Below are 22297 nucleotides of genomic sequence, written 5' to 3'. Positions count from 1 at the left end.
TTTCAGACATGCTCAACCGGACTTTCCAGCTCCACCTTCGTAGCCTCCGCTCGCCCCCGACTTCTCTGTAGAGATCTGAGAGGACCAGGCCAGACGAAGGTGCGAGCTTGAGCGATCCAGGACCGCCTGGTCTCCACGTTTCCGCCACCTGCGGACCATTCGTCGCTGATGCCATAGCGCCTGGCCACGACACTGGCGGGCTCAGCCGAGCGGGCGATTTCCGCCCGCACAACAGGCGGGGTCCGGGCTTGGAGATGTATCTGCACCATCACGAAACCTCATCAACAAGCGACAAAGCGCGCTCCTCGATCCGCAATGCACCCTCTCTTTTTCGGGCCGACGGACGTGGACCCGAACGGCCGATTTGACGCACCCGACGGCAGTTTCAAGCTCCTCTATGCGGCCCGGAAGCTTGAGACAGCGTTCGGAGAGACGCTGGTCCGATCGCCCCACATTCCATTTGTGCTCTCCACCGCAGTGAACGCGCGCGTTCGAAGCGAATTGCTGGTGACCAGCCACCTGCGTCTTTACCCCCTTGTTAACAGCGGAGTTTCCAAGCTTGGCCTTTCATTCACCGATCTTCATGGCGATGCCTATGCAAAGACCTGGGCCGTGAGCGCCCGCATCCATGCCACCACCAGCGCGGACGGCATCCTTTACACGTCACGCTTCGACAATCAGCATTGCGTCGCCATCTTTGATCGGGCCGCCTCGTCAATCGCGGAGAGCCCCAACACCAACCTCCCCTTCCTCCCCTCGGATGCCGCCAAACTGTCTCAGAAATTTGGCAAAATCTATGTTGAGCCATAGGCCGTAATAGGCCATGGTTGCCTAATTGACGCGATAAAGACTTATGAAAACGGACCTCGATCATCTTCCCGCAAACAAGCGCCGCGAATTGGATCGCGTTGTTCAGATCCTTTTCGAGGAATTCGAGGACGCTCACGGAGAACCGACGGGACCGCGAAAGCTTGGGCGCATCCTGTAAGCGGGGCAAATTTCCGTGCAGGGGTCTTTTCAAGCTTCACGGTTTGTGATTCACACTTTGGATGACTCCCGGTGGATCTGGCCCTGACGACGATGGCGGTTTTGCCGATTTACGCCGTGTGGTTGGTGCGCTGGCGGCGCAGGTGAAGTCGCTTCAGGATTCTCAGGACGAGCATGCTGCGGTAGTAGCACTGAAAGATGCCGAGATTGCGGCCCTGAAGGACGAGATCGCGCGGCTGAAAGGGCTGCCGCCGCGACCGAAGTTCAAGACGAAGCCATCGGGGATGGAGCAGGCAACATCGAAGCCGAAGAGCAAGAAAGGCCGTAAACGCGGCCGGGGATCGGTGCGTGACAAGCTGGCTGTAACGTCAGAAGTGAAGCTGAAGGCGGATGCGCCTGCCGGATCGAGGTTTCGCGGCTACGAAGACGTGCTGGTGCAGGATCTGAAGATCAGCGTCGAGGTGGTCCGCTATCGCCGGGAACGCTGGGAGGCGGCGACGGGCGAGCGGATATTGGCGCCTCTGCCGCCGGGCATCCTGGGTGGCTTTGGCTCCGAGCTTCGCCGCTTCATTGCCGCAGGTCACTTCCAGGGGCAGATGACGAGTGAACGGCTGACAGCCATCTTGAACGGAATGGGCCTGCAAATCTCCAAGCGGCAAGTTGTCCGTCTTCTGAGCAGGGGACTTGAAGCCCTGGTGGCTGAAGATCAGGCCGTTTTGCGCACAGGACTGGAGACCGCCCGGTGGATCAGCGTCGATGACACCAGCGCTCCCCATGCCCGGCGCAATGGCTATGTCACGCAACTGGGTGACCAGCGCTTTGCGGTGTTCCGGAGTGGCGTGTCCAAGTCCCGTGCCGCCTTTCTGGGTCTGCTCCAGGCCGGGCGCAGCGAGCATGTCGTCAATGACGTGGCAGTGGCCCGGATGCGCGAGATGAACATGGCGGCGGCCCAGATCGATGCCCTTGCAAGCCATGGTGACAAGCGCTTCGCTTGTGCCGAGGCCTGGGCTGCCCACCTTGCGGCGCTGGACTTCGACAAGCTCAACGTCCAGCCCGATCCGGTCAAGGTCGCTACCGAAAGTGCCCTGTGGGGTGCCATCAGCGAACAAGGCTTGCTGGGCGACACGGCGATCGTCTCCGATGGTGCCGGCCAGTTCCGGGTCGGAGACAATCATGCTCTGTGCTGGGTCCATTGCGAGCGGCTGGTGCACAAGCTCCAGCCCAGCTCGAAGAAAGATCGTGACGCCGTCGAGCTCAAACGCACCCTGATCTGGTGGCTTTATGCCGACCTCAAGGCATGGCAGCGCTATCCCGATCCCAAACGGGCCAGAGCCCTGCGGGTCCGCTTCGACCGTATCTTCACCAGGCGCACCGGTTACGTGATGCTCGACCGGCTGCTCACGCGCCTCCATCGCCAGAAGGCACAGTTGCTTCGCGTCCTCGAGCGCCCGGAAATCCCCCTGCACACCAATGGTTCGGAAAACGATATCCGCGCCTTCGTCACCAAGCGCAAAATCTCCGGCGGCACCGTCAGCCAGGCCGGAAGGATCGCCCGCGACACCATGATTGGCCTGCTCAAGACATGCGCCAAGCTGCGCATCTCTTTCTACCAATTCCTCGGCGACCGCTTCGCTGTCCCCGGCGCACCACACGTCCAATGGCTACCAGACCTCGTCCGGCACGCCCCAGCCTGAACGCCCGGGAATCTGCCCCGGTTACGCGCATCCTCAAGATAATTCTCTACGGATCATATGCTACCGGACGCTGGGTGCATGAGCCCCACACCGAGAGAGGCTATCGCTCGGATTTCGACCTCCTTGTCATCGTCAACCAGAAGGAATTGACGGATTGGCTCCAATATTGGGATAAGGCTGCCGAGCGCATTGATAGGGAATTCATGATCCTGAATCGCTTGCGCGCGCCGGTCAATTTCATTGTTCACACGCTTCAGGAAGTGAACGACGGCCTGGCTCATGGCCGATATTTCTTCATGGATATAGCGCGCGATGGCATTGCGCTTTACCAATCCGACAATAGTGAGCTTCACAAGCCAAAGCCAAAAACACCGCAGCAAGCCTATGACATGGCCCAAGGTTATTTCGATCAATGGTTTGATCTTGCGATATCGTCCAAGATGATATTTCAGTATTGTCACGAGAACGGCAGGTATCCAGATGCAGCCTACAATCTCCAGCAAGCTTGTGAACGGCTGTACTACTGCATCCTTCTCGTTTTCACCTTCTACACGCCATATAGTCATAATCTAAAGTATCTACGCTCCCTGGCAGAACGGATTTCACCGCGCCTGATTGATGTCTGGCCACGAGAAATTCGAAAGGTCGAGGCGCGCTTTCTAAAACTCAAGGACGCCTACGTGAAGGCCCGACACTCCGATCACTTCAAGATGACCGAAGAGGAATTCACTTACCTCTCCGAACGTATCGAGCTTCTTGGAACCGTCGTAAACGAACTCTGTCAGGAGAAATTGGCCGAGTTGCGCACCCGCCTGGACCTGACAAGCCTGTAAAGAGGCCATGATCTCCATTTCTGGAATTCCGGCCCCTCTAATTACTCGCTCACGGAATTAACCTCGGACGCTACCTCTGGCGCCAGTAATGCCGCTCGACTAACCTGGACACCTTCTGTCATTGGGTGCCGGACTACAAGGTAGATCGGCACCCAATGACAGAGGGTGTCCACTCACCAATTTCCGTCCAGGTGTAGAAGATCGAACGGTAGCCTGACCGCTCACCGGAAACATCAAGAATATCTTCAATAAAATACACTATAGAGATGGCCTTCATTTCCGTGAAATCTAGCAGGTTAATACCTTTATATCCGGTTATCCCCGTACTGACACGTTGCAATTTCGATATAAATTTTAGATTTATCAATAGATATTCACAATAATAAGCGCATTCCGAATCAAATTAATTGAACCATGCTTTAATTTTATGAATGATCTTTACACCACCTTTATATCGTATCAATAATTAAATTCGTTCTTTTCCTGAATTTTATAATGTAATATTTACCCATCTGGATTGCATTTCTATACTTAAATCTTCCGAAGTACCGGTGAATTATTTATCCGGCAATACACTTCTACACGGCGATTGCCTTATCAAAAACAGTAAGATCGATCTTGTAAAGATCTGCCGCATTCTCACAAAGAATGGCTCGCTTCTGTTCTTCCGTGACACATCGTGTTTGCTCTTCCAATATCTTCTGGCTGTGCGGCCATGTCGCGTCCGAATGAGGGAAGTCATTAGCCCACATAAGTCGCTTCCAATTCATCATGTCCGCACATCGAAACGCAATCGGATCGTCCTGAAATGTGAAATAGATATTTTCGAAAAAATACTCCGATGGCATCTTTGTCAGCCCACGACTGCCAAGATGATGACGATGCTCAACGTAGGCCCTATCCAAGCGATGACCCCAATGGGGCAGCCATCCAGCATCGCCTTCGACACAGACGATCTTGAGCTTTGGGTGGCGTTCAAAAACGCCACCAAAGATCATCATTCCAATGACATCTTGCACGCCGCGAAGCACCATCGAAAAGATGTTGACCTTCTCGCCGCGATATTTGAACTCATGCCCCCCGACGGCGAGGATGTGGAATGCGAGCGGAACGTCATTTTCGACGGCAGCTGCCCAAAAATCATCGTAGATCGGCGAATCATAATCTTCGACGCCGGGCACGCCCGGCATCATAACGCCGCGCAGGCCGGCGGCCTTGATGGCCTCGATATCCCGGATCCCCTCCTGTGGCGCTCGCATTGCTGTCTGACCGACACCAAGCAGGTGATTGGGCGCAAACGCGCAATATTCAGCGATCCAGCGATTATATGCGTTGAAGCAGCCAACCTTGAAATCGATATCCGGGTGATTGCACAGGATCATGCCGACAGTAGGATAGATTATTTCGGCGGCCACGCCGTCTTTTTTCTGGTCCTCCAAGCGATAGCGGGAATCCCATCCGCTACGATGCAGATCGGACATGTTCTTCAGGCGTTCAGTACGCTGTTCAGGCGGAATGCCTGCCCCCGCCGCCACAGCGATACGGAACTTGCCCATACCTTCGATATCGAAGGCCACGCCCTCCTCCTCTTCAGCAAGACGAGGCGCGCGATCACGAAAATCGGGATCGGCATAGTCGATATAGGTATTAGGTGGTTCGGTTACATGGGAATCGGCGGAAATAACTGGAAAATCCATCCTAACTCTCCTTCGTTCGTCTAGAGAAAGAATTTTCCCGGGAGCCTGCAAAAAGCGCGAGACAATAGTCGCCCTCTTTGCCTTCGCCCCGGCGCCTACATGGAATAGCTGAGTTGAAGCGCGATGGAGCGCGGCCTATCCGCGATAACACTGCCGGTGCCTGACGTCCCCGATGCATAGTTTCTGAAGGACGCTGTCTTCTGGTTCAGAACATTCTTGGCAATAATCGAAAATTTCCAGTTCCCGTCGGGCGCGCCCAGCCCGGCGCGCAGGTCGAGTTTGCCGTAAGCGGGTTGGCGGACGGGGGCGCCCAGGACGGATTGTGAATAGAAGCTGCTTGTGAAGTAGGCAACGGCACCTGCTTCGAATTGCAGACTATTACCAAGAGGAAGGGTCACGTCACCTCCTGCACTGCCCGACCATTTCGATGCAAATGGTCGCGGTCGTCCTGATAGGTCCTGGACGCAGGAAGTCAGCCCGGCCGCCTGGATGGGATTGCAGGAGGCGTTCGGGAAACTCACATATTTGGAATCGAGATAGGCGACTTCCGTAAACAGATTGAGCGCGGAACTGACCTTCCATTGCCCGGAGAACTCGACGCCTTCGGCCCGCGATTTCGCCGCATTGCCGATAACCAGCGAGGGGATGCCTGCTACGGTGGTGATGTTCTGCGATTCCTGAAGATTGTCATAGTCGCTGCGGAACACGGCAATATTTGTCAGCAGCCGACGGCCGAACCAATAGGCTTTCAGACCCGCCTCATAGGCCTTGACCGTTTCCGGTTCGAAGGTGTCCGGCGAAACGAAGCCATAACCGCCCGCCTTGAATCCTTTCGAAAAGGAGGCATAGGCCATGACATCGGGAGAGAATTCATAACGCAGGTTGACACTCGGCATCCATTCCGAATCCACCCGCCGCGGCGCCGCAAATTGCGAGCGATCGACAGCCGCCGCGCGCGCCAGAAGAAGCTGCGCCGCTTCAGGCGCTGCGACGAAGTCTTCAGGCGTGACATACAACCGGCCGCCCGTTCCCATTAGCGCACTTCTGCTCGCTTTTTTCCTGACGCGCGAATAACGAAGACCCCCGCTTATGCTCAGCGCGTCCGTCAGATTGTAGGTAAGCGACGCAAAGCCGGACATCGTCTGGGATTTCTGATGAAAGTTCCAATCAATCGCAATCGGCGTCCGATTGGGGAAAAAGGCCGGTGCCGCAGCCGCAAGGTTGGCAAGATAGAGGCCCGTATAGGTGTCGGTAAATAGATCGCCATGCTCATAATAGGCGCCGATCATATATTGTAACGGGCCATCGGCGGTCGATTGCAGCCTGATCTCCTGGCTGAACTGCTGATAGTCCTCACCGGTGTTGACGGGCACCCTTGTCCCGGTTCCGGTCACCGACAATCCGGGAAATGGCGCCGTATCGACGATCGCACGCAGATTCTGGTCGATATAGGCCGTCGACAGGATGAGGTCGAAGCTTTCAAAGGCAATCCGGCTGTTGATCAGCCCCTCACGCATGTTGAGGTTGAATCGACCGGAAAAAGCGCCATCGGAATGATAGTCTATCTTGTCATCAATGGGTCCGAATTGCGCAATAGCAGCCGCGCAAATGCCCGTTGCGGGCAGTCCCTTTGGCGGGCAACCGTAGATTTCCATGGGAAACGCGCCTCGGTCGCGCATCCGCGCTGCATCAAACCGCGCAAATATTTCGATCCTGTCGCTGGGATTCCAGGCAAGCGAAATCCGTCCCTGCCGATCATTAAGGTGTGGACCATCGACATCGCGATCGAAATTCACATAACCATCCATGCCGGAAAACCGGCCGGCGGCGCGTAGGCTCAAGCTGTCCGACAACGGCACCGTCACGCCCAGTTCGGTATTATATTCCCCATCGCTCGGCGAATAGAGAGCAAGCGCGTTAAGTTCAAAGTGGTCGGCAGGGTGCTTGGTAGTGATATTGAGCGCACCTGCGATGGCGTTAGCCCCGAAGAAGGTAGTCTGCGGCCCCTTCAGCACTTCGACGCGCTCGATGTCGAACAATGCAAGACGTGTGGAACGAGCCCGGCTGCGATAGACGCCATCCACGAAAGTCGCGACAGATTGTTCGAAACCACCATTATAACCCGACCCGGTGCCTCGGATGTGCAATTGATCCGCCGACGATCCCTGAACGATACGCAGATTCGGTTGCCGCGTGCTGAGGTCTGCCAGAGAGATGATGCCCTGCTTTGCCAGACTCGCTCCCGTCGCGACCGAAACCGAAACGGGAACATCTTGCAAAGCCTGTTCCCGGCGCTGCGCCGTCACGATGATTTCATCGACACCCTGTGCAAAAGTTTCAAACGGCATCATCAATGCAAATCCGCACAAGGCCAGCCGCAGTCCGCCCCCCCGAAAATCTCCCATAACTTCACCCTCCTATGTAATATTTATATGAATAGTAATATTTTATGGAATATTTTCTGCAATCATATTTATATGATTACTATTTAGATCATGTATAAGATGATTTTTTAACATATTTTATTTTCAGGCATTTACCTTGAGGATTGCACCGCTTCTCAAAATCCAGAACAAACCTTCCAGCGCTTGTGGAAGGAAGCGGCACAATAAATCTGAAGCGATTCCCGATCGCTCGGAAATCGGTCTATCGCCCACTATGCGGGGACCGACTGCGCCCCGCGTACAAGGCGCCCTGGTAGCGCATCCGTCGGCCCACCGTCGCGCTGGATAATCACGCCGCTGACGATGGTGGCGCGAAAGCCGCTTGCTCCCTGCATCAATCGTTTACCGCCCGCTGGTAAATCGTGATGAACCTGCGGCGGCTCCAGCCGAAGCTTGTCGAAATCGATGACGTTCAGGTCCGCCTTATAACCCACCGCGATGCGGCCGCGATCGTGAAGGCCGACCGCATGGGCCGGATCGGCGGCAAGTTTGCGCACGATTTCCTGGACGCTCAGAACGCTGTCCTTTCTGTCCCGCCCCCAATAGGTCAGCATGAACGTCGGATAGCTGGAATCCGAAATGACCCCATAATGCGCGCCGCCATCGCCCAGACCCAACAAGGTGTGCCGGTTCGACAGCATTTCCCGCACGACGTTCAGATTGCCTTCGACATAATTAGCGACGGCCTGGAAAATAATGGCGTGTCCATCATCCTCCAGCAACAGGTCATAGGCGACTTCATAGGGCGTGCGCCCCTGCGCCTGGGCCTGCGCAGCGATGCTGAGTTCGGGCGCCGGCTCATATACGGGCGGGTCGCCCATGGGGAACATCCATTCGAACCTGTTGAGCAGCACCAGGAGCGGAAAATCATCATCGGGTCGCTGAGCATCGGCCAATATCCGCTCGCGCAGTTGCGGCGTGCGCATGCGCGCCACACGCTCGACCAGAGGCAAATCCGCAATTTCCATGTAGGACGGATGCCGACAGAAGGGGTGGAAGGATAGGTCCAGCCCGTAAAGCAGCCCGGTCGGCCGGCCGATCACCTGCGCCCGGACTTCCAGCCCCTTGTCATTCGCCTCTTCCGTCAATTCGAGCGCCCGTTTCCAAAGATGCGGTGCGTCCCAGGTCTGTGCAAGCGAATAGGAAGCGGGTCGTTCGGCGTTAGCGACCATATCCGTGAAGACGCCGAATTCCTGGTCGAAGTCCACGCCAGCGCCCAGATTCAGAACCGCCTGGACGACGCCGCACCCCGATTCCCTGATGCCCGCCATGATAGCGTTGAGTTCCATCGCGCCTGCATCATAGCTCGGAATCAGCGAACCTTCGCGCGTGCGGTGGAGAATGAGGCGCGATGTCCCGAAACCCAGCGCGCCCGCCTCCATCGCTTCGCGCGTGATGTCCTTCATGCGCGCCATGTCGTCATCCGTCGCCGGCTCCCGATTGGAGCCGCGCTCTCCCATCACATAGACCCGCATCGGCGAATGCGGCAGCATGGCCGCGACATCGATGTCATGCGGCCGGCGTTCGATGGCGTCGAGATATTCGGGAAAGCTCTCCCATTCCCAACTCAATCCCTTTGCCATCACGACTTCGGGAATATCCTCCACCCCTTCCATCAGCGCATACATCCGCTCGCGATCCGTCGCGCGACACGGCGCGAAGCCGACCCCGCAATTGCCCGTGACGACAGTCGTCACGCCATGGGCGGACGATGCGCGCAGATGCGTGTCCCAGATGACCTGGCCGTCATAATGGGTATGGATGTCCACGAAACCGGGCGTCACGATATGCCCGCGCGCATCTATCTCCTCGGCAGCATTGGCGGCAATGCTTCCCACCTCGACGATGATCCCGTCACGGATGCCGACGTCGGCGGCAAAGGGCTGCCCCCCGCCGCCATCCACCACAAGCCCATTTCTGATGACAAGATCGAGCACGGCCTCTCCTCTATCTGTTATCTGTTCTGACTATGAACTGAATCAGTCTTGCCGGAGACGCACCACTTCCCCTTTCCGGGGAATGAGGACGACCGGTTATGAACGTCGGTCTTGCAGAATTATCATTCTGTGCACGGACCAGCAAATTATGCAAAAAGTCATCATATGCTTGATGGCAATCGTCACTGCGACAACCATTCCCATCACCTCCGTAATAATCGACCACCTGTCTTGCCTACCTGCCTTCCATCGCCCTTCCTTCATCAAGGATAGCCGGGGAACAGCCGGACGAAGACAGGACGAGGAAGATCGATGGCCATTTCGCTCAAGGACGCCGACGTCATTCGCTGCCCGCAACAGGCGCATGACTATCTGTTGAACGAAGCGCCGATCTATTTCGATCCTGTCGCGCGCTTCTACGTCGTCAGCCGCTATGAGGATTGCCGGACGCTGTTGAGCGACAACACGGCGCTGACATCCGAACATGTCGGCGAACGGCTGCGCGGCGATCCCGATCCTGCACGGGCGGCGCGAATCCGCCAATTGTTTGCGGATGAAGGCTGGCCGCGCGAACGGGCGATCGGCCATTATGATGGCCAGGATTATCGCGAAAGGCGCCGCCTGTTCGAAAGTTTCCTGCGCGCCGGCAGGATTCGCGAGAAAGAGGATGAGATCAGGGACATCGCCTATGCGCTTGCCGAAGCGATAGCAGATCAGGGCGAGGCTGAAATGGTGTCGCAATTCTGCGAACAGATGTCGCTGCGCATCATCTTCAGGCTGCTGGGCGCACCAACCGATGCCCTTCCGGTCATCAAGGACGCGCTGGACGCGATGGTGGCCAATCTGGGTTTCGTAGGAACGGAAGAGGAGGAGATCGCGGGAGCCAGAAAGGAAATCGCGGCCCAACATTATTTCATGGCGCTGATCGAATCCAAACGCGCCCATCCCGACGACACGATCCTCAGCGCATTCGTGAACGCCGACCTGCCCAGCGGCGCCCGCATGACCGACGCGCAGATCCTGATGCATGTCATGCTGGATTTGTTCATGGCCGGGGGTGAAACGACGTCCAAGGCGTTATCGAGCGGCATTTATCTGCTGTGTCAGGACCGGGCGCTACAGGATCGCCTTGCCAGCGATCCCGACAACCTGCTGCGCGGCTTTGCCGAGGAAGTGCTGCGACTGGAAGGGCCGGCGGTCGGCCTTTATCGGCTGGCGAAACGCGATATCTCGCTGCATGGCGCGACCATTCCGCAGGGCGCGCTGGTCGCCTTGCGCGTGGCGGCGGCCAATCGGGACGATGGCCACTTCGCCTGCCCGGCATCTGTGAATCTGGAGCGGGACAATGCAGCGACGCATCTGTCCTTTGGCTCGGGCGCCCACGCCTGTCTTGGGTCTTATCTGGCGAGACGCGAGCTATATTGGGGTTTTCGCGCCCTGCTCGACACCGTGCGCGACATCCGCGTGCAGCCAGGATCGTCGGTGACTTACGCGCATAACTGGATGTTCCGCGCCATCGAGCATCTGCCGGTAAGTTATAGCCGCCGATAGATGGGTATCGGGCGATGCCCGACCTTCCAGTACAAGGCATTACATCCGTGATGATCTATTAGCGTGCTGTTGCAGGTGCGCGCTGTATAGCCTTTTCTTCAACGGCGATACGGGCCGACAACGAAGCGGAAGAAGGAGAGAAGATGTGGCTGGCCAGCCTGTTCATCGAAAAATGACCATACGCTGTCCCCGCCGCGCTTTGGCGCTTTCCCGGCACAACGCATCCAGCTTCGGGAACGGCTGATGGACGGCGCGACAATTCTTGCGGCCTTGTCCGCGAAAGCGCAGCAGCTTGCTCCGGGCGGGGGGGCCATAGGGGGGCTGCGGCAATTGTCCGGCGGCGCAAGCATGGAAACGTGGCTTTTCGAAATAACGGGCGACGGACGGGGCGAAAGGCTGATCCTGCGCCGCGAACCCGATGGCAGGAGCGCCGACGGCCGCGGCATCGGCCTGCTGCGCGAGGCGGCCGTCATCGCCCACGCCGGCAAGGCGCAGCTGCCCGTACCCCAAATCCGCCACACATTCACCCCTGACGACGGGATCGGCACCGCATTGGTCATGACCTTCATCGAGGGTGAGGCGCTTCCCCAGCAGATCATGCGCGACCCTGCCCATGCCACAGCGCGGGAAAATTACGCCCAGGACGCCGGGCATATTCTTGCCGCCATTCACGCGCTCGACTGGCAGAATCTCGGCCTGCCGCTGCATCAGCCGGCCACGATGGTCGCCGACCTCGAAAGCCGCTATCGCCAGACATCGATCCAGCGGCCCGTGTTCGAATATGCCTTCCGCTGGCTGGCCGACAACATGCCTCCGCCGGTCGATCAACCGGCACTGGTCCACGGCGATTTTCGCACCGGCAACCTGATGCTCGGGCCAGACTCTATCGCCGGTGTGCTTGACTGGGAGGTCTGCCATGTCGGCGATCCGGTCGAGGATCTTGCCTGGCTTTGCATGCCAAGCTGGCGGTTCGGCGCCCTCGACAAGCCGGTCGGCGGGATCGGGCAGTTCGCGGATCTGGAAAACGCCTATACCGCCGCATCCGGGCGCGGCATCGATCCGGTGCGCTTTCGTTTCTGGAGCATCGTTTCATTGCTGCGATGGGGCGGGATGTGCGCCGATATGGGGCAATGGGTGCTGGACGGCGTGGATCGCTCGCTGGAGCGTCATGTGATCGCGCGACGCGCATCCGAAACGGAACTGGACCTTCTGATGGCGCTGAATGTTCCGCGCCCGCACGGCGGAGGCATGGCCCATGCTTGATCGTCCCAGTCCTGACGACTTCCTGACCGCCGTCATCGCTACCCTGCGCGGCGTGATCGAGCATCTGCCCGCCCGCAAGCAGTTCGAGGTCCGCGTCGCGATCAACGCGCTTGGCCTCGTCCAGCGCGAATTGTCGCTGGGCAAGGTGAGCGAGACCCGGGAACGCGCCCGGCTTCAGGCGCTTCTGGAAATGGACGGAGATCTGGAAGCGCTGAACGAGGCGCTTTGCGTCCAGCTGCGCGAAAAAGGCGCCGACGGCATGAACGCGCAGGTCGCGGCGCATCTTTGGGAAACGACGCTGGAGAAGATCCGCATCGACCAGCCCAACTATCCCACCTTACGGACATTGTCCGACGACAAAGACTGATGGAGAGGCATGGCATGGATTTCTCACTTCCCGATGAACTGACCCAATATCTTGCGAAGATCGACGCCTTCATCGAAAGCGAGATCGAGCCTCTCGAAGAAGCCGATGACAATATCCGCTTCTTCGATCATCGCCGGGAATGGGCGCGGACAAATTTCGAGGAAGGCGGCCTGCCCCGCCATGAGTGGGAAGCGTTACTGGAGGAAGCCAAGCGGCGCGCCGACAAGGCGGGCTTCCTGCGCTTCGCCCTGCCCAGCGAATATGGCGGCAGCAATGGATCGAACCTGTGGATGACCGTCATCCGCGAGCATCTGGCCTCGCGCGGGCTCGGTTTGCACAACGACCTTCAGAACGAACATTCGGTCGTCGGCAATTTCCCGTCGGTCATCATGCTGCGCGATTTCGGATCGCCCGAGCAAAAGGACGTCTTCATCCCCGGAATATTGGATCGCAAGCTGTTCCTGGCGTTCGGCCTGACCGAGCCCGATCATGGTTCTGACGCGACGCACATGGAAACGCGGGCCGTTCCGGAAATGCGCGACGGCAAGGCCGGATGGCGGATCGACGGCGGCAAGATGTGGACCACGGGCATGCACAGCGCGACGCATGTCATCATCTTCGCCAGGACCGCCGGCGACGATGGCGACGCGAAAGGCATAACCGCCTTTCTTGTCCCCACCGACACGCCGGGCATCACGGTCGAGGAATATCTCTGGACGTTCAACATGCCGACAGACCATCCCCGGGTCAGTTTTTCCAACCTGTGGGTCGACGACAGCTGCATTTTCGGTCCGCCTGATCGCGGCCTGGCGCTGGCCCAGGCATTCGTGCACGAAAACCGCATCAGGCAGGCCGCCTCCTCTCTGGGCGCCGCCGCTTATTGCGTCGAGGAATCTGTGCGCTATGCCCGCGCGCGCAAGCCGTTCGGCGAGGAACTGGCCCGCAACCAAGCGATCCAGTGGCCGCTGGTCGAACTAGCGACGCAGATCGAGATGCTGCGCCTGTTGATCCGCAAGACCGCCTGGGAAATGGACCAGATGCCGCATCCCGAAGTGGAAAAGCGCATCTCCGACAAGGTCAGCATGTGCAATTATTGGGCAAACCGCCTCTGTTGCGAGGCGGCGGACCGGGCCATGCAGGTGCATGGCGGCATCGGCTATTCACGCCACAAGCCCTTCGAGCATATCTATCGCCACCATCGCCGCTATCGCATCACGGAAGGGTCTGAGGAAATCCAGATGCGAAAGGTCGCCAGCTATCTGTTCGGCTATCTCGGCCCCCGCAAGGGCCAGATTCCGCCGCCGCGCTGAAGCCGGGCCAGCGCCCTCAGCCCAGAGGGCGCTCGACCCGGTCATGGCCCCAAGGCGTGACCCGTTCACCGTCGCCGGGTACCCGGAAGGTGTCGACCAGCATTTCCGTGACCTTGAGCGTTGCGAAGAAGCGGCCGAAACCGACGCAATAGGCGCAATACATGCCCAGTTCGACGATCTCGCCATCGCTGAAATAGCGCCGCAACTCATCATATGCCCTGTCGTCGATCCCGAAATGATTGACGGCCAGCAGGTCGGCGAAACGCAGCGCCGCACGCTCGTGATCCGTCAGATCATCCGCCTCCTCCGGCCGTTCGAGCGAGCAGACCAGATCCTCCGTCACCACATCTTCGGGCTGATAGCGGACGGCCATGCAGGTCCGGCACTGATTGTGAAAGCCGATGCGCAGGCGGACCAGTTCCATGAGGCGCCCCGGCAATGTCCCGGTCGTCAGGATCTTTTCGGCCAGCCCCTTCATGGCGGCGAGCGCGTCGGGCCGATGGGACAGCACGGCATCGACATGGTCCAGAACGTTCGCGACCGGATGGTCTGGACTGTCCACGGTGCTTATGCGCGTCATGACCTTCTCCTTCGAATTTCATCTGATATGCTGCAACGGCGCGTTTATCCGCCCGCCTTTCATACTTCGTCAAAGTCCGCATGCCGAAATCACCTGCATGATGAATGGAAGTCGAACTGAACGGCCAGTCGACAATCCTCGCGAAATGCAGTCGATTTGTTCCGCACCGCCATCGCTGGCTGCGGGACCTGGCAAAGCCGGGCTCGCGCACCGGAAGCCCAGGAGAGCATCGATGTTCAAGACCATAGGACTGTTCAAACGCAAGTCGGGCATGTCGATGCAGGATTTCCGGGACTATTATGAAAATCGTCACAGCCAGATGGCCCGTTATGTGCCGCAGTTGCGCCGTTACAGCCGCACCTATCTGGAGGCCTATCGCGAACCGTTCACGGGCCAGCTGGTCGAGCCCGAATTCGATGTCATTACCGAGATGTGGTATGACGACCGGGCCTCTTTCGAGGAGGCGATGCTCCTGCTGACGGAGCCTGCCCTGAAACAGGCGTTCGAGGAGGATGAGGAGAATTTCTTCGACCGCAGCCGCAATCGCTTCCTGCTCGCGGAAGAATGCGTGTCGCAATTGCCGGAATTGCGCACCGATCATCTCGCCTCCATCGGCGGCAGGTGCTGAACCATGTCCCGGCTGGCTGACAAGGTCGTCATCGTAACCGGCGGCACGCGTGGCATGGGCGAAGCGATTGCGCGTGCATGCGTGGCGGAAGGCGCGCGGGTCGTCATCGGCGGCAGGGACGGCGCGGCGGGCCGGTCAATCGCCGCGTCGCTGGACGACCATGCCATCTACATGCCGATGGACGTGGCGGATGAACGCGATTGGGAGCGGGTTGTCAGCGGCACGCTGGAACGCTTCGGCGCCATCACATCGCTGGTCAACAATGCCGGCCGTCCGGAACTGTCCGCCATAGAGAATATCAGCGCGGATACGGCCGAAGCCGTGTTCCGCGTCAACCAGCTGGGTCCTTTGCTGGGAATGAAGCATGTCGTCGGGCCGATGCGAGCCGCGGGTGGCGGTTCGATCATCAACATCGGTTCCGTCAGTTTCGTCAAGGCTATCCCACAACAGGCCGTCTATGGGGCGACGAAAGGCGCGATTGTCGGCATGTCGCGTTCCGCTTCGGCAGAACTTGCCCCGGACAATATCCGGGTCAATGTGATCCATCCGGGCTTTTTCGACACCAAATTGCTGCACGATGCATCGGGAGGACATGGCCTGGAGATGGGCGCGCAAATGGTGCCCCTCGGCCGGACGGCCGCGACGCGGGAAATCGTCGGCGCGGCGCTGTACCTGCTGTCCGACGAAAGCAGCTATGTCACCGGCGCGGAGCTCCGTGTCGATGGCGGCTTCGGTATAAGTTGAGGGACTCCGAGCCCGATGAACTCATCGGGCACGGAGACGCATGCTCACCCCTTTTGTTGTCGCATCATTTGCGCGCTGCGCCGGTCATTGCGTTCAGCCGCGCTGATCGAAACGCCGGCCGATCATGGCGCTGGTAATATTCGTCTTTTGTATGTCGATAGCGCCGCCCGCGATCCCCCAACCCCAGGCATCGCGCAACCGCCGTTCCATCGGAAACTCGCTGGAATAGCCATAAGCGCCCATCAACTGCACCGCATGGCCCGTCACTTCGCGCGAAATTTCATTGGCGAAACATTTGGCGAGCGACGATTCCAACACCGACGGCAGACCCTTTTCCGAATTGGCCGCCGCGCGATAGATCAGCAGGCGAGCCGCATCGACGCGCATCTGCATTTCCGCAAGGCGCAGCTGCACGGCCTGGAAATCCACGATCGGCTTTCCGAACTGCCGGCGTTCCTGGACATAGGCCAGCACATCCTCCAGCGCGCCCGATGCCTGGCCAAGCGACATGGTCGCATTGCCGCAGCGTTCCAGATCGAAGGCTTCCATCAATTTGCGGAAGCCGCCGGCCGGAACAATGATGTTTTCGCGCGGCACGCGGGCATCGTCGAAATAAAGGTCGCTGGAAGGAACGCCGCGAAATCCCATCAGCGTTTCATTCGGCCCGAATGTCAGGCCCGGCGCGTCCTTTTCCACATAGACCGCGCCGATCCCCTTGGCGCCGGGATCGTCGGACATGCGGCAATAAACCACATAGCCGTCGGCATGGCCGCCACCCGAGCACCAACGTTTCGTGCCGTTCAACACCACTTCGTCGCCACGAATCTCCGCCCGCGTCTTGAGGTCCGTCAACGCGCTGCCCGCATCGGGTTCCGACATGGAGACAGCAACGACGATCTCGCCTCTACACACTTTCGGAATCACACGGCGCTTGAGCGCTTCGCTGCCGAAATGCTCAATCGCGCGCACCGGGCCCACGCAGGATTCGAAGATCGGAAAGGCCACGGCGGAGGAAATCTTGGCGAACTCCTCTACAACGATGAGAGCTTCCAGATTGCCAAGGCCAAGGCCCCCATATTCAGGCGCGACATTGACGCCCAGAAAGCCCTGCTCAGCATAGCGCCGGATCAACTCCTGCGATGGCGGCGCATTTCGGTTCTCCAGATCGCGCGCGATATCGGGCAATTCGTTGCGCGCGAAATTGCGGGCGGCTTCCTGCAGGGATTGTTGATCGTCGTTCAGTGTGAAGTCCATCGTCTCACTCTATCGTCATGATGGTCGATTTGCCCCAAAAGGGCGATGTCAGTCCTGTAAGGAGTCAATGCCGAGCGCAGCGATCGCCCGGTCGTCATATCCTATCGAACGAAGCACTTGGACGCTGTCGGCACCAATCGGGCGGGAGCCGTGCGCAATATGGGATGGCGTGCGGGAAAAGCGCGGCGCTGGCGCGGCCTGCATGACCCCATCGACCTCCACGAACACATTTCGCGCCACATTCGCCGGATGGGCGAAGGATTCCTCAAAATCCAGAATGGGCGCCAGGCAGGCGTCCGAACCCTCCATGATCGCGGCCCATTCGTCGCGGCTCTTCATCGCAATGCGCTCCGCGATCAATTCCTTCTGGCGCGGCCAGCCGTCGCGGTCGCTTTGATCGAACTGAGCGGGATCGAGGCCAAGCCGCTCGATCAACTGGCGGTGAAACTGAGGCTCGATAGCGCCGATGGCGACATATTTGCCATCCGCGCAGGTGAAGCTGTCATAGAAATAGGCGCCGCCATCCAGCAGATTGGATTCAGGCTCATCGATCCAGGCGCCGCCTGCGCGCAGGCTGTGCATCAACCAGAGCTGCTGCGCGGCGCCATCCACCATCGCGCAGTCGACGACCTGTCCCGCACCCGAACGCTGCGCCTCCAACATCGCCGCCAATATGCCCATGGCCGCCAGCATGCCGCCACCGCCCATGTCGCCGACCAGATTGAGCGGTGCGAGCGGCCGTTCCCCCTTCCTGGCAAAAGCGCGCAACGCGCCGGACAGCGCAATATAGTTGATGTCATGGCCGGCGGACTGGGCAAGCGGGCCTTCCTGCCCCCATCCGGTCATCCTCGCGAAAACGAGGCGTGGATTGCGCGCGAGACAAGCTTCGGGACCGATGCCCAGCTTTTCGCACACGCCGGGACGATAGGGGTCGATCAGGGCGTCGGCCTCATCGACGATGCGCATCAAAGCTTCGCGATGCGCGGTATCCTTGATATCGAGCGCGACCGACTTCTTCCCCCGCAGGCTGACGTCGGTTTTCTGGCTGAGCGGTTGCGCACCGGGCCGTTCGATGCGGATCACCTCCGCCCCCATGTCGGCGAGCATCATCGTCGCCATCGGCGCAGGGCCGATGCCTGCCAGTTCCACGATCCTGAATCCGGTCAACGGCCCCATCTGCTGCATATCCTTCGCTGTCATGGCCATCAAAAATTGCGGATGTTGAACGGCTGATAGCGATCGGACAGCATCTCGCGCGCGATGATCATCTTCATGATCTCGGAACTGCCGGCATAGATGGTCGCGATCCGCGCATCGGTATATTGGCGGCTTATCGGATATTCATCCATATAGCCGGCGCCACCATGCAACTGCACGCCCAGATCAGCCGCATCGATAGCGAGTTCGCTGGTCGTCAGCTTAACTCTCGCCGCGTCCTCTGCGGTCAACTGGCCCGCGTTGAAGGACCGCACACACTGGTCCAGATAGCATTGAGCGACATCAAGGCGGGTACGCATCTCCGCCATTTTGAACTGCGTATTCTGCTTGTCCGCGAGCGGACGCCCGAAGACATGCCGATCCAGCACAAAATCGCGGGTCAGGTCCCACGACAGTTGCGCCGCCGCAAGATAGCCGGTCGATCCGATCAGCCGCTCTTCGGCAAGGCCCACCATAAGGTGCTTGAAGCCTTCACCGACCCGGCCGAGGACATTTTCCTTGGGCACACGCACGTCGTTGAAATAGAGTTCCGCCGTGTCCTGGGCCATCTTGCCCATCTTCGCCAGCTTGCGACCCCGCTCGAAACCGTCCATGCCGCGCTCGACAACGAACAGCGTCATGTGATGCTTCTGATCCGGCTCCCCCGTCTTGGCGGCGACGACCACGACATCGGCGTTGATCCCGTTGGAGATATAGGTTTTGGCGCCGTTCAGCACCCAATGATCGTCATGCTCCACCGCGCGCGTCTTGATCGCGGCCAGGTCGCTGCCGGCGGCAGGTTCCGACATGGCGATCGCAAGAATTTTCCTGCCCGACACGAAGTCGGGCAGGAACCGATCAAGCTGCGCCTCGGTCCCGAAGCGCGTGAAATAGGGCGCGACCAGCCGCGAATGCAGCGTACAATACCAATCGGCGGTCCGCGCATAGGCGTTTTCCTCGATGATGATCTGCTCGAACCGGAAGTCCCGATCACCGATGCCGCCATATTTCTCGTCCGGCCAGATCATGAGCAGGCCCTGCTCGCCCGCCTTCTGAAAGAGGGAGCGGTCGACGATGCCATCCTTCCTCCATTGCTCCATGTGAGGGACCACCTCTTCCGTCAGGAAACGGCGGTAGGTCTGGCGGAACATTCCCTGTTCTTCAGTGAAATCGCGCGGCAGCATCATTTTCGCTTTCTGGACTGTCCATGCATCAATGAACCGGCCGTCCGAAACATGGGACCGGATGCTTTTGCGATTAGGCCAGCCGATCCGCTTTGACCAGAAATTCGGGCAAACAATATATTTGTGATGTAATGGTCGATGAATGGCGCGGCATCCGTGAAGCGCCCAATTCGGTGACATCATATATTTGATGGATCGCGCACCATCCGCATTTCGAATTGTCCTGACCGACCTACAGGCCGATTAAGGCCGCGATAAATATCTCGGGAGGATGTTAGATGAAACATGTACTCATTCGCGCGCTCGGCACGATTTCGATGGCCTCGACCTTCGCGCTTTCGGGCCTGGCCCATGGGCAGACGGCAGCGGAACAGGATGGATCGGCAGCGCCCCTCGGCGTTGGCGACATCATCGTCACCGCGCAACGCCGCGCCGAAAACATCAATTCCATTCCCCAGGCCATTTCGGCGGTCGGCGGCGAGGAATTGCAGAACCGCCAGATCACGGCCCTGGACGAAGTCCGCGCGCTCGTGCCGGACCTGAAGGCGGCGTCTTCCTACGGGACCACGCTTGCGTCAGCATTCACCATTCGCGGCATCGGGCCGGCCAATCAGTACAACCTCAACGTCCAACAGCCGGTCGGCACCTATATGGACGAAATCTATCAGACCTATCTGCCCGCGCCGGGCGTCCAGATGTTCGACCTTGCCCGCGTCGAGGTACTCAAGGGGCCGCAGGGCACGCTTTACGGACGTAACACAACAGGCGGCGCGGTGAGCTTCATCTCCAACGACCCCAAGCTCGCGAAGGGCGAGATGAACGGCTATGTTCGGTTGGGTTATGGCAGCTTCAACCGTTTCCTGACGGAAGCGGCCAGCGACATCACCGTCATCGACGATGTGCTGGGCCTGCGCCTCGCCGTTTTCCGCGAAAGTCAGCATGGGTTCATCCGGAACGTGGGCACTTCCGGCCCACGCTATTATGGCGATTCGACCTCGACCCAAGGCCGCGCTACCCTGCTGTTCCGTCCCGACGACACAACGGATATCGAACTCAAATTCTACGCCAACGACTTCGATGGAACCATATCCTCCGGGTTCAGCGACGGCATCTTGCCAGGTCACACGAATTTCGGCGGCTATTCCCGGAGCGGCTTGAGCAATCGAGAAGCAGAACTCAGCTATAATCGCGATCCGGAGGCCAGTTCCTGGCAAAGCGGCCTGACCATCAACAAGACACTGGGCGACGTCAAGATGACATCCATCACGTCCTACCAGAAGAGCAAATCCATTCTGCGCAACGATTGCGACGGGTCACCGTCCGATCTGTGCATCGCGAACTTCGCCTCTCGCGGGGACCAGTTCAGTCAGGACGTTCGCGGCCAGTTGAAGAACGACCTGCTGACGCTTACCGCGGGCGCCTTCTACGCAAAGGACAGTTTCGATCTCACGTCCAATGTCGGCTTTGCGGGCACCACCTTCCTGGAAAACAGCTTCGAACAGGATCGCAGGACCTATGGCGCCTTTGCCGATGCCACCATCGCGGTCGCCGACAGCTTCGAACTGACGGGCGGCGTCCGCCAGACATGGGATCGCACCCGCATCTCGAAGATGCGCACGCTGCTGCTGGACGCCCTGTATGGCGACCCGATCGGCATGACCATCCCGAGCTTCGGCCCCTATGTGCCGAACAGCTACTATCCCGATGTCACTCGCAAGTCCGACGGGCTGAGCGGACGCGCCATCGCCACCTACAAGTTCAACGGCAGCATGATCTATGCAAGCTACAGCCATGGCTATCGCAATGGCGCATTCAATGGAGTCCAGTTCTTTTCCCCCGCCGAGCTGAGCTATGTTGGCCCGGAAAAGGTCGACAACTTCGAGCTCGGCACGAAGCTGAGGCTGGCGGGCGGCGACGTCCAGCTGAACATCACGGGATATTATACCAAGATCAAGAACCAGCAGGTCCTGACTCAATTCAACATTCCCGCCACGCCGACATCGCCGGGCATCAGCTATCCCGGCCTGACCGGACTCGACGGGCGCGTCTATGGGGTGGAGGCCCAGGCCAATGCACGGCTGTCCTCGCGGCTAAACGCGTCGTTCTCGCTCAGCGCACTCAATTCGCGATATGACAATGGACCCGATCAGATCGTCAACAGCTGGAATGTGGGCGGCAACCGCTTCCCGTCCGCGCCGAAATTCTCGGCCGTCGGCGGCGTGCAATATGCCCTGATCAACGAGGGCGACCGCAAGCTGACCATCGACACGAATATTTCCTACAGCAGCCAGATATTCTTCGATCCTGAAAATGGTGAAACGAGCTTAGGGAAGCTGCTGGTGGAAGGGCAGAAGGCCTATGCGCTGGTCGACGCCAACCTCACCTATTCGACCGGCCACATCACGTTGGGCGCCTATGTCCGGAATCTGGCCAACAAGCTTTATTACAGCCAGGGCCAGAATACCGAACAGTCCTTCGGCAACGACCTGAACTGGCGGGGGCGTCCCCGCTCCATCGGCGTCACGGCCAAGCTCGATTTCTGATGATCCCCCTCCCCCGCCTCGCCTGCGCGTTGTCGTCCACGGCTATTCCCGTGGCGGCGGCGACGGGCCACCGTAATACCCCTG

The 22297-nt window shown here is 59.0% G+C and carries 17 protein-coding genes and 2 pseudogenes; 11 read left to right on the top strand and 8 right to left on the bottom strand.

What is annotated here, in order from left to right; all coding sequences use genetic code 11:
* Positions 1-84: 84 nt before the first annotated feature.
* Positions 85-269, bottom strand: a pseudogene (locus tag HUK72_RS22115) (IS481 family transposase); the annotation flags it as partial.
* Here HUK72_RS22115 and HUK72_RS22110 point away from each other — a divergent pair.
* The 4 genes and pseudogenes from HUK72_RS22110 (at position 259) to HUK72_RS22100 (ending at position 3514) form a co-directional block, all read left to right on the top strand.
* On the top strand, positions 259-810 hold the full coding sequence (locus HUK72_RS22110) for an RES family NAD+ phosphorylase (protein ID WP_369806045.1): 552 nt from the start codon (positions 259-261) through the stop codon (positions 808-810). The pseudogene HUK72_RS22115 and the gene HUK72_RS22110 overlap by 11 nt on opposite strands.
* 43 nt (positions 811-853) lie before the next feature.
* Positions 854-985, top strand: a pseudogene (locus tag HUK72_RS27400) (nucleotidyltransferase); the annotation flags it as partial.
* Between the two features lie 64 nt (positions 986-1049).
* Positions 1050-2681 (top strand): transposase, encoded by a 1632-nt coding sequence (locus tag HUK72_RS22105; RefSeq protein WP_176596369.1) that lies wholly within the window; start codon positions 1050-1052, stop codon positions 2679-2681.
* Entirely contained in the window at positions 2645-3514 is an 870-nt protein-coding gene (locus HUK72_RS22100; protein ID WP_176598676.1) for a HEPN domain-containing protein, read from the top strand. Before HUK72_RS22105 ends, HUK72_RS22100 begins: the two co-directional genes overlap by 37 nt.
* Positions 3515-4092: 578 nt before the next feature.
* Here the strand turns inward: HUK72_RS22100 and HUK72_RS22095 are convergent.
* The 3 genes from HUK72_RS22095 to HUK72_RS22085 form a co-directional block, all read right to left on the bottom strand.
* Complete coding sequence (locus HUK72_RS22095) at positions 4093-5211, bottom strand: amidohydrolase family protein (protein WP_176598675.1); 1119 nt, start codon at positions 5209-5211, stop codon at positions 4093-4095.
* 95 nt (positions 5212-5306) lie between these two features.
* The gene (locus HUK72_RS22090) at positions 5307-7616 is read right to left on the bottom strand and encodes a TonB-dependent receptor (protein ID WP_176598674.1); all 2310 of its coding nucleotides are present in this window, start codon (positions 7614-7616) and stop codon (positions 5307-5309) included.
* A gap of 251 nt (positions 7617-7867) precedes the next feature.
* Positions 7868-9592 carry an amidohydrolase family protein gene (locus HUK72_RS22085; RefSeq protein WP_176598673.1) on the bottom strand — a complete coding sequence of 575 codons (1725 nt, stop codon included), beginning with the start codon at positions 9590-9592 and terminating at the stop codon, positions 7868-7870.
* Positions 9593-9904: 312 nt separating this feature from the next.
* On the opposite strand from HUK72_RS22085, the gene HUK72_RS22080 reads away from it, so the two are divergent.
* From HUK72_RS22080 to HUK72_RS22065, 4 genes are all read left to right on the top strand, one after another.
* Positions 9905-11143 carry a cytochrome P450 gene (locus HUK72_RS22080; protein WP_176598672.1) on the top strand — a complete coding sequence of 413 codons (1239 nt, stop codon included), beginning with the start codon at positions 9905-9907 and terminating at the stop codon, positions 11141-11143.
* A gap of 243 nt (positions 11144-11386) precedes the next feature.
* Positions 11387-12406 (top strand): phosphotransferase family protein, encoded by a 1020-nt coding sequence (locus HUK72_RS22075; protein ID WP_176598671.1) that lies wholly within the window; start codon positions 11387-11389, stop codon positions 12404-12406.
* Positions 12399-12773, top strand: a complete 375-nt coding sequence (locus tag HUK72_RS22070; RefSeq protein ID WP_176598670.1) for a DUF6285 domain-containing protein — start codon at positions 12399-12401, stop codon at positions 12771-12773. Before HUK72_RS22075 ends, HUK72_RS22070 begins: the two co-directional genes overlap by 8 nt.
* Positions 12774-12787: 14 nt before the next feature.
* Positions 12788-14083 carry an acyl-CoA dehydrogenase family protein gene (locus HUK72_RS22065; protein ID WP_176598669.1) on the top strand — a complete coding sequence of 432 codons (1296 nt, stop codon included), beginning with the start codon at positions 12788-12790 and terminating at the stop codon, positions 14081-14083.
* A gap of 16 nt (positions 14084-14099) precedes the next feature.
* Here HUK72_RS22065 and HUK72_RS22060 read toward each other — a convergent pair whose 3' ends face one another.
* Positions 14100-14663, bottom strand: coding sequence for a carboxymuconolactone decarboxylase family protein (locus HUK72_RS22060; protein ID WP_176598668.1), 564 nt, complete (start codon positions 14661-14663; stop codon positions 14100-14102).
* A 232-nt stretch (positions 14664-14895) separates the two neighbouring features.
* On the opposite strand from HUK72_RS22060, the gene HUK72_RS22055 reads away from it, so the two are divergent.
* Together HUK72_RS22055 and HUK72_RS22050 are read left to right on the top strand one after the other, a co-directional pair.
* Complete coding sequence (locus tag HUK72_RS22055; protein WP_176590615.1) at positions 14896-15291, top strand: EthD domain-containing protein; 396 nt, start codon at positions 14896-14898, stop codon at positions 15289-15291.
* Between the two features lie 3 nt (positions 15292-15294).
* Positions 15295-16035 carry an SDR family NAD(P)-dependent oxidoreductase gene (locus HUK72_RS22050; protein WP_176598667.1) on the top strand — a complete coding sequence of 247 codons (741 nt, stop codon included), beginning with the start codon at positions 15295-15297 and terminating at the stop codon, positions 16033-16035.
* Between the two features lie 93 nt (positions 16036-16128).
* Here the strand turns inward: HUK72_RS22050 and HUK72_RS22045 are convergent, their stop codons facing one another.
* From HUK72_RS22045 to HUK72_RS22035, 3 genes are read right to left on the bottom strand one after another with little or no spacing between them, the layout of a single operon-like run.
* Complete coding sequence (locus tag HUK72_RS22045; protein ID WP_176598666.1) at positions 16129-17289, bottom strand: acyl-CoA dehydrogenase family protein; 1161 nt, start codon at positions 17287-17289, stop codon at positions 16129-16131.
* A gap of 48 nt (positions 17290-17337) precedes the next feature.
* Entirely contained in the window at positions 17338-18489 is a 1152-nt protein-coding gene (locus HUK72_RS22040; RefSeq protein ID WP_304413933.1) for a CaiB/BaiF CoA-transferase family protein, read from the bottom strand.
* 5 nt (positions 18490-18494) lie between these two features.
* A complete protein-coding gene (locus tag HUK72_RS22035) occupies positions 18495-19673 on the bottom strand; it encodes an acyl-CoA dehydrogenase family protein (protein WP_255325911.1) in 1179 nt (392 codons plus the stop codon).
* Between the two features lie 275 nt (positions 19674-19948).
* Between HUK72_RS22035 and HUK72_RS22030 the strand changes: the two genes are divergently transcribed.
* The gene (locus tag HUK72_RS22030; RefSeq protein WP_176598665.1) at positions 19949-22213 is read left to right on the top strand and encodes a TonB-dependent receptor; all 2265 of its coding nucleotides are present in this window, start codon (positions 19949-19951) and stop codon (positions 22211-22213) included.
* Positions 22214-22297 lie beyond the last annotated feature (84 nt).

The sequence above is a fragment of the Sphingobium sp. 15-1 genome (genome assembly GCF_013375535.1).
GTDB lineage: Bacteria > Pseudomonadota > Alphaproteobacteria > Sphingomonadales > Sphingomonadaceae > Sphingobium > Sphingobium aromaticivastans.
The sequence above is the reverse complement of the archived record's forward strand: the minus strand, read 5'-3'. Positions and strand labels throughout refer to the sequence as shown.

Coding starts and splice junctions, on each gene's coding strand:
- HUK72_RS22050 (WP_176598667.1), top strand. CDS start 15,295: ATGTCCCGGCTGGCTGACAAGGTCGTCATCGTAACCGGCGGCACGCGT.
- HUK72_RS22055 (WP_176590615.1), top strand. CDS start 14,896: ATGTTCAAGACCATAGGACTGTTCAAACGCAAGTCGGGCATGTCGATG.
- HUK72_RS22040 (WP_304413933.1), bottom strand. CDS start 18,489: ATGACAGCGAAGGATATGCAGCAGATGGGGCCGTTGACCGGATTCAGG.
- HUK72_RS22030 (WP_176598665.1), top strand. CDS start 19,949: ATGAAACATGTACTCATTCGCGCGCTCGGCACGATTTCGATGGCCTCG.
- HUK72_RS22075 (WP_176598671.1), top strand. CDS start 11,387: ATGGACGGCGCGACAATTCTTGCGGCCTTGTCCGCGAAAGCGCAGCAG.
- HUK72_RS22070 (WP_176598670.1), top strand. CDS start 12,399: ATGCTTGATCGTCCCAGTCCTGACGACTTCCTGACCGCCGTCATCGCT.
- HUK72_RS22045 (WP_176598666.1), bottom strand. CDS start 17,289: ATGGACTTCACACTGAACGACGATCAACAATCCCTGCAGGAAGCCGCC.
- HUK72_RS22065 (WP_176598669.1), top strand. CDS start 12,788: ATGGATTTCTCACTTCCCGATGAACTGACCCAATATCTTGCGAAGATC.
- HUK72_RS22095 (WP_176598675.1), bottom strand. CDS start 5,211: ATGGATTTTCCAGTTATTTCCGCCGATTCCCATGTAACCGAACCACCT.
- HUK72_RS22080 (WP_176598672.1), top strand. CDS start 9,905: ATGGCCATTTCGCTCAAGGACGCCGACGTCATTCGCTGCCCGCAACAG.
- HUK72_RS22060 (WP_176598668.1), bottom strand. CDS start 14,663: ATGACGCGCATAAGCACCGTGGACAGTCCAGACCATCCGGTCGCGAAC.
- HUK72_RS22035 (WP_255325911.1), bottom strand. CDS start 19,673: ATGATGCTGCCGCGCGATTTCACTGAAGAACAGGGAATGTTCCGCCAG.
- HUK72_RS22090 (WP_176598674.1), bottom strand. CDS start 7,616: ATGGGAGATTTTCGGGGGGGCGGACTGCGGCTGGCCTTGTGCGGATTT.
- HUK72_RS22100 (WP_176598676.1), top strand. CDS start 2,645: ATGGCTACCAGACCTCGTCCGGCACGCCCCAGCCTGAACGCCCGGGAA.
- HUK72_RS22105 (WP_176596369.1), top strand. CDS start 1,050: ATGACTCCCGGTGGATCTGGCCCTGACGACGATGGCGGTTTTGCCGAT.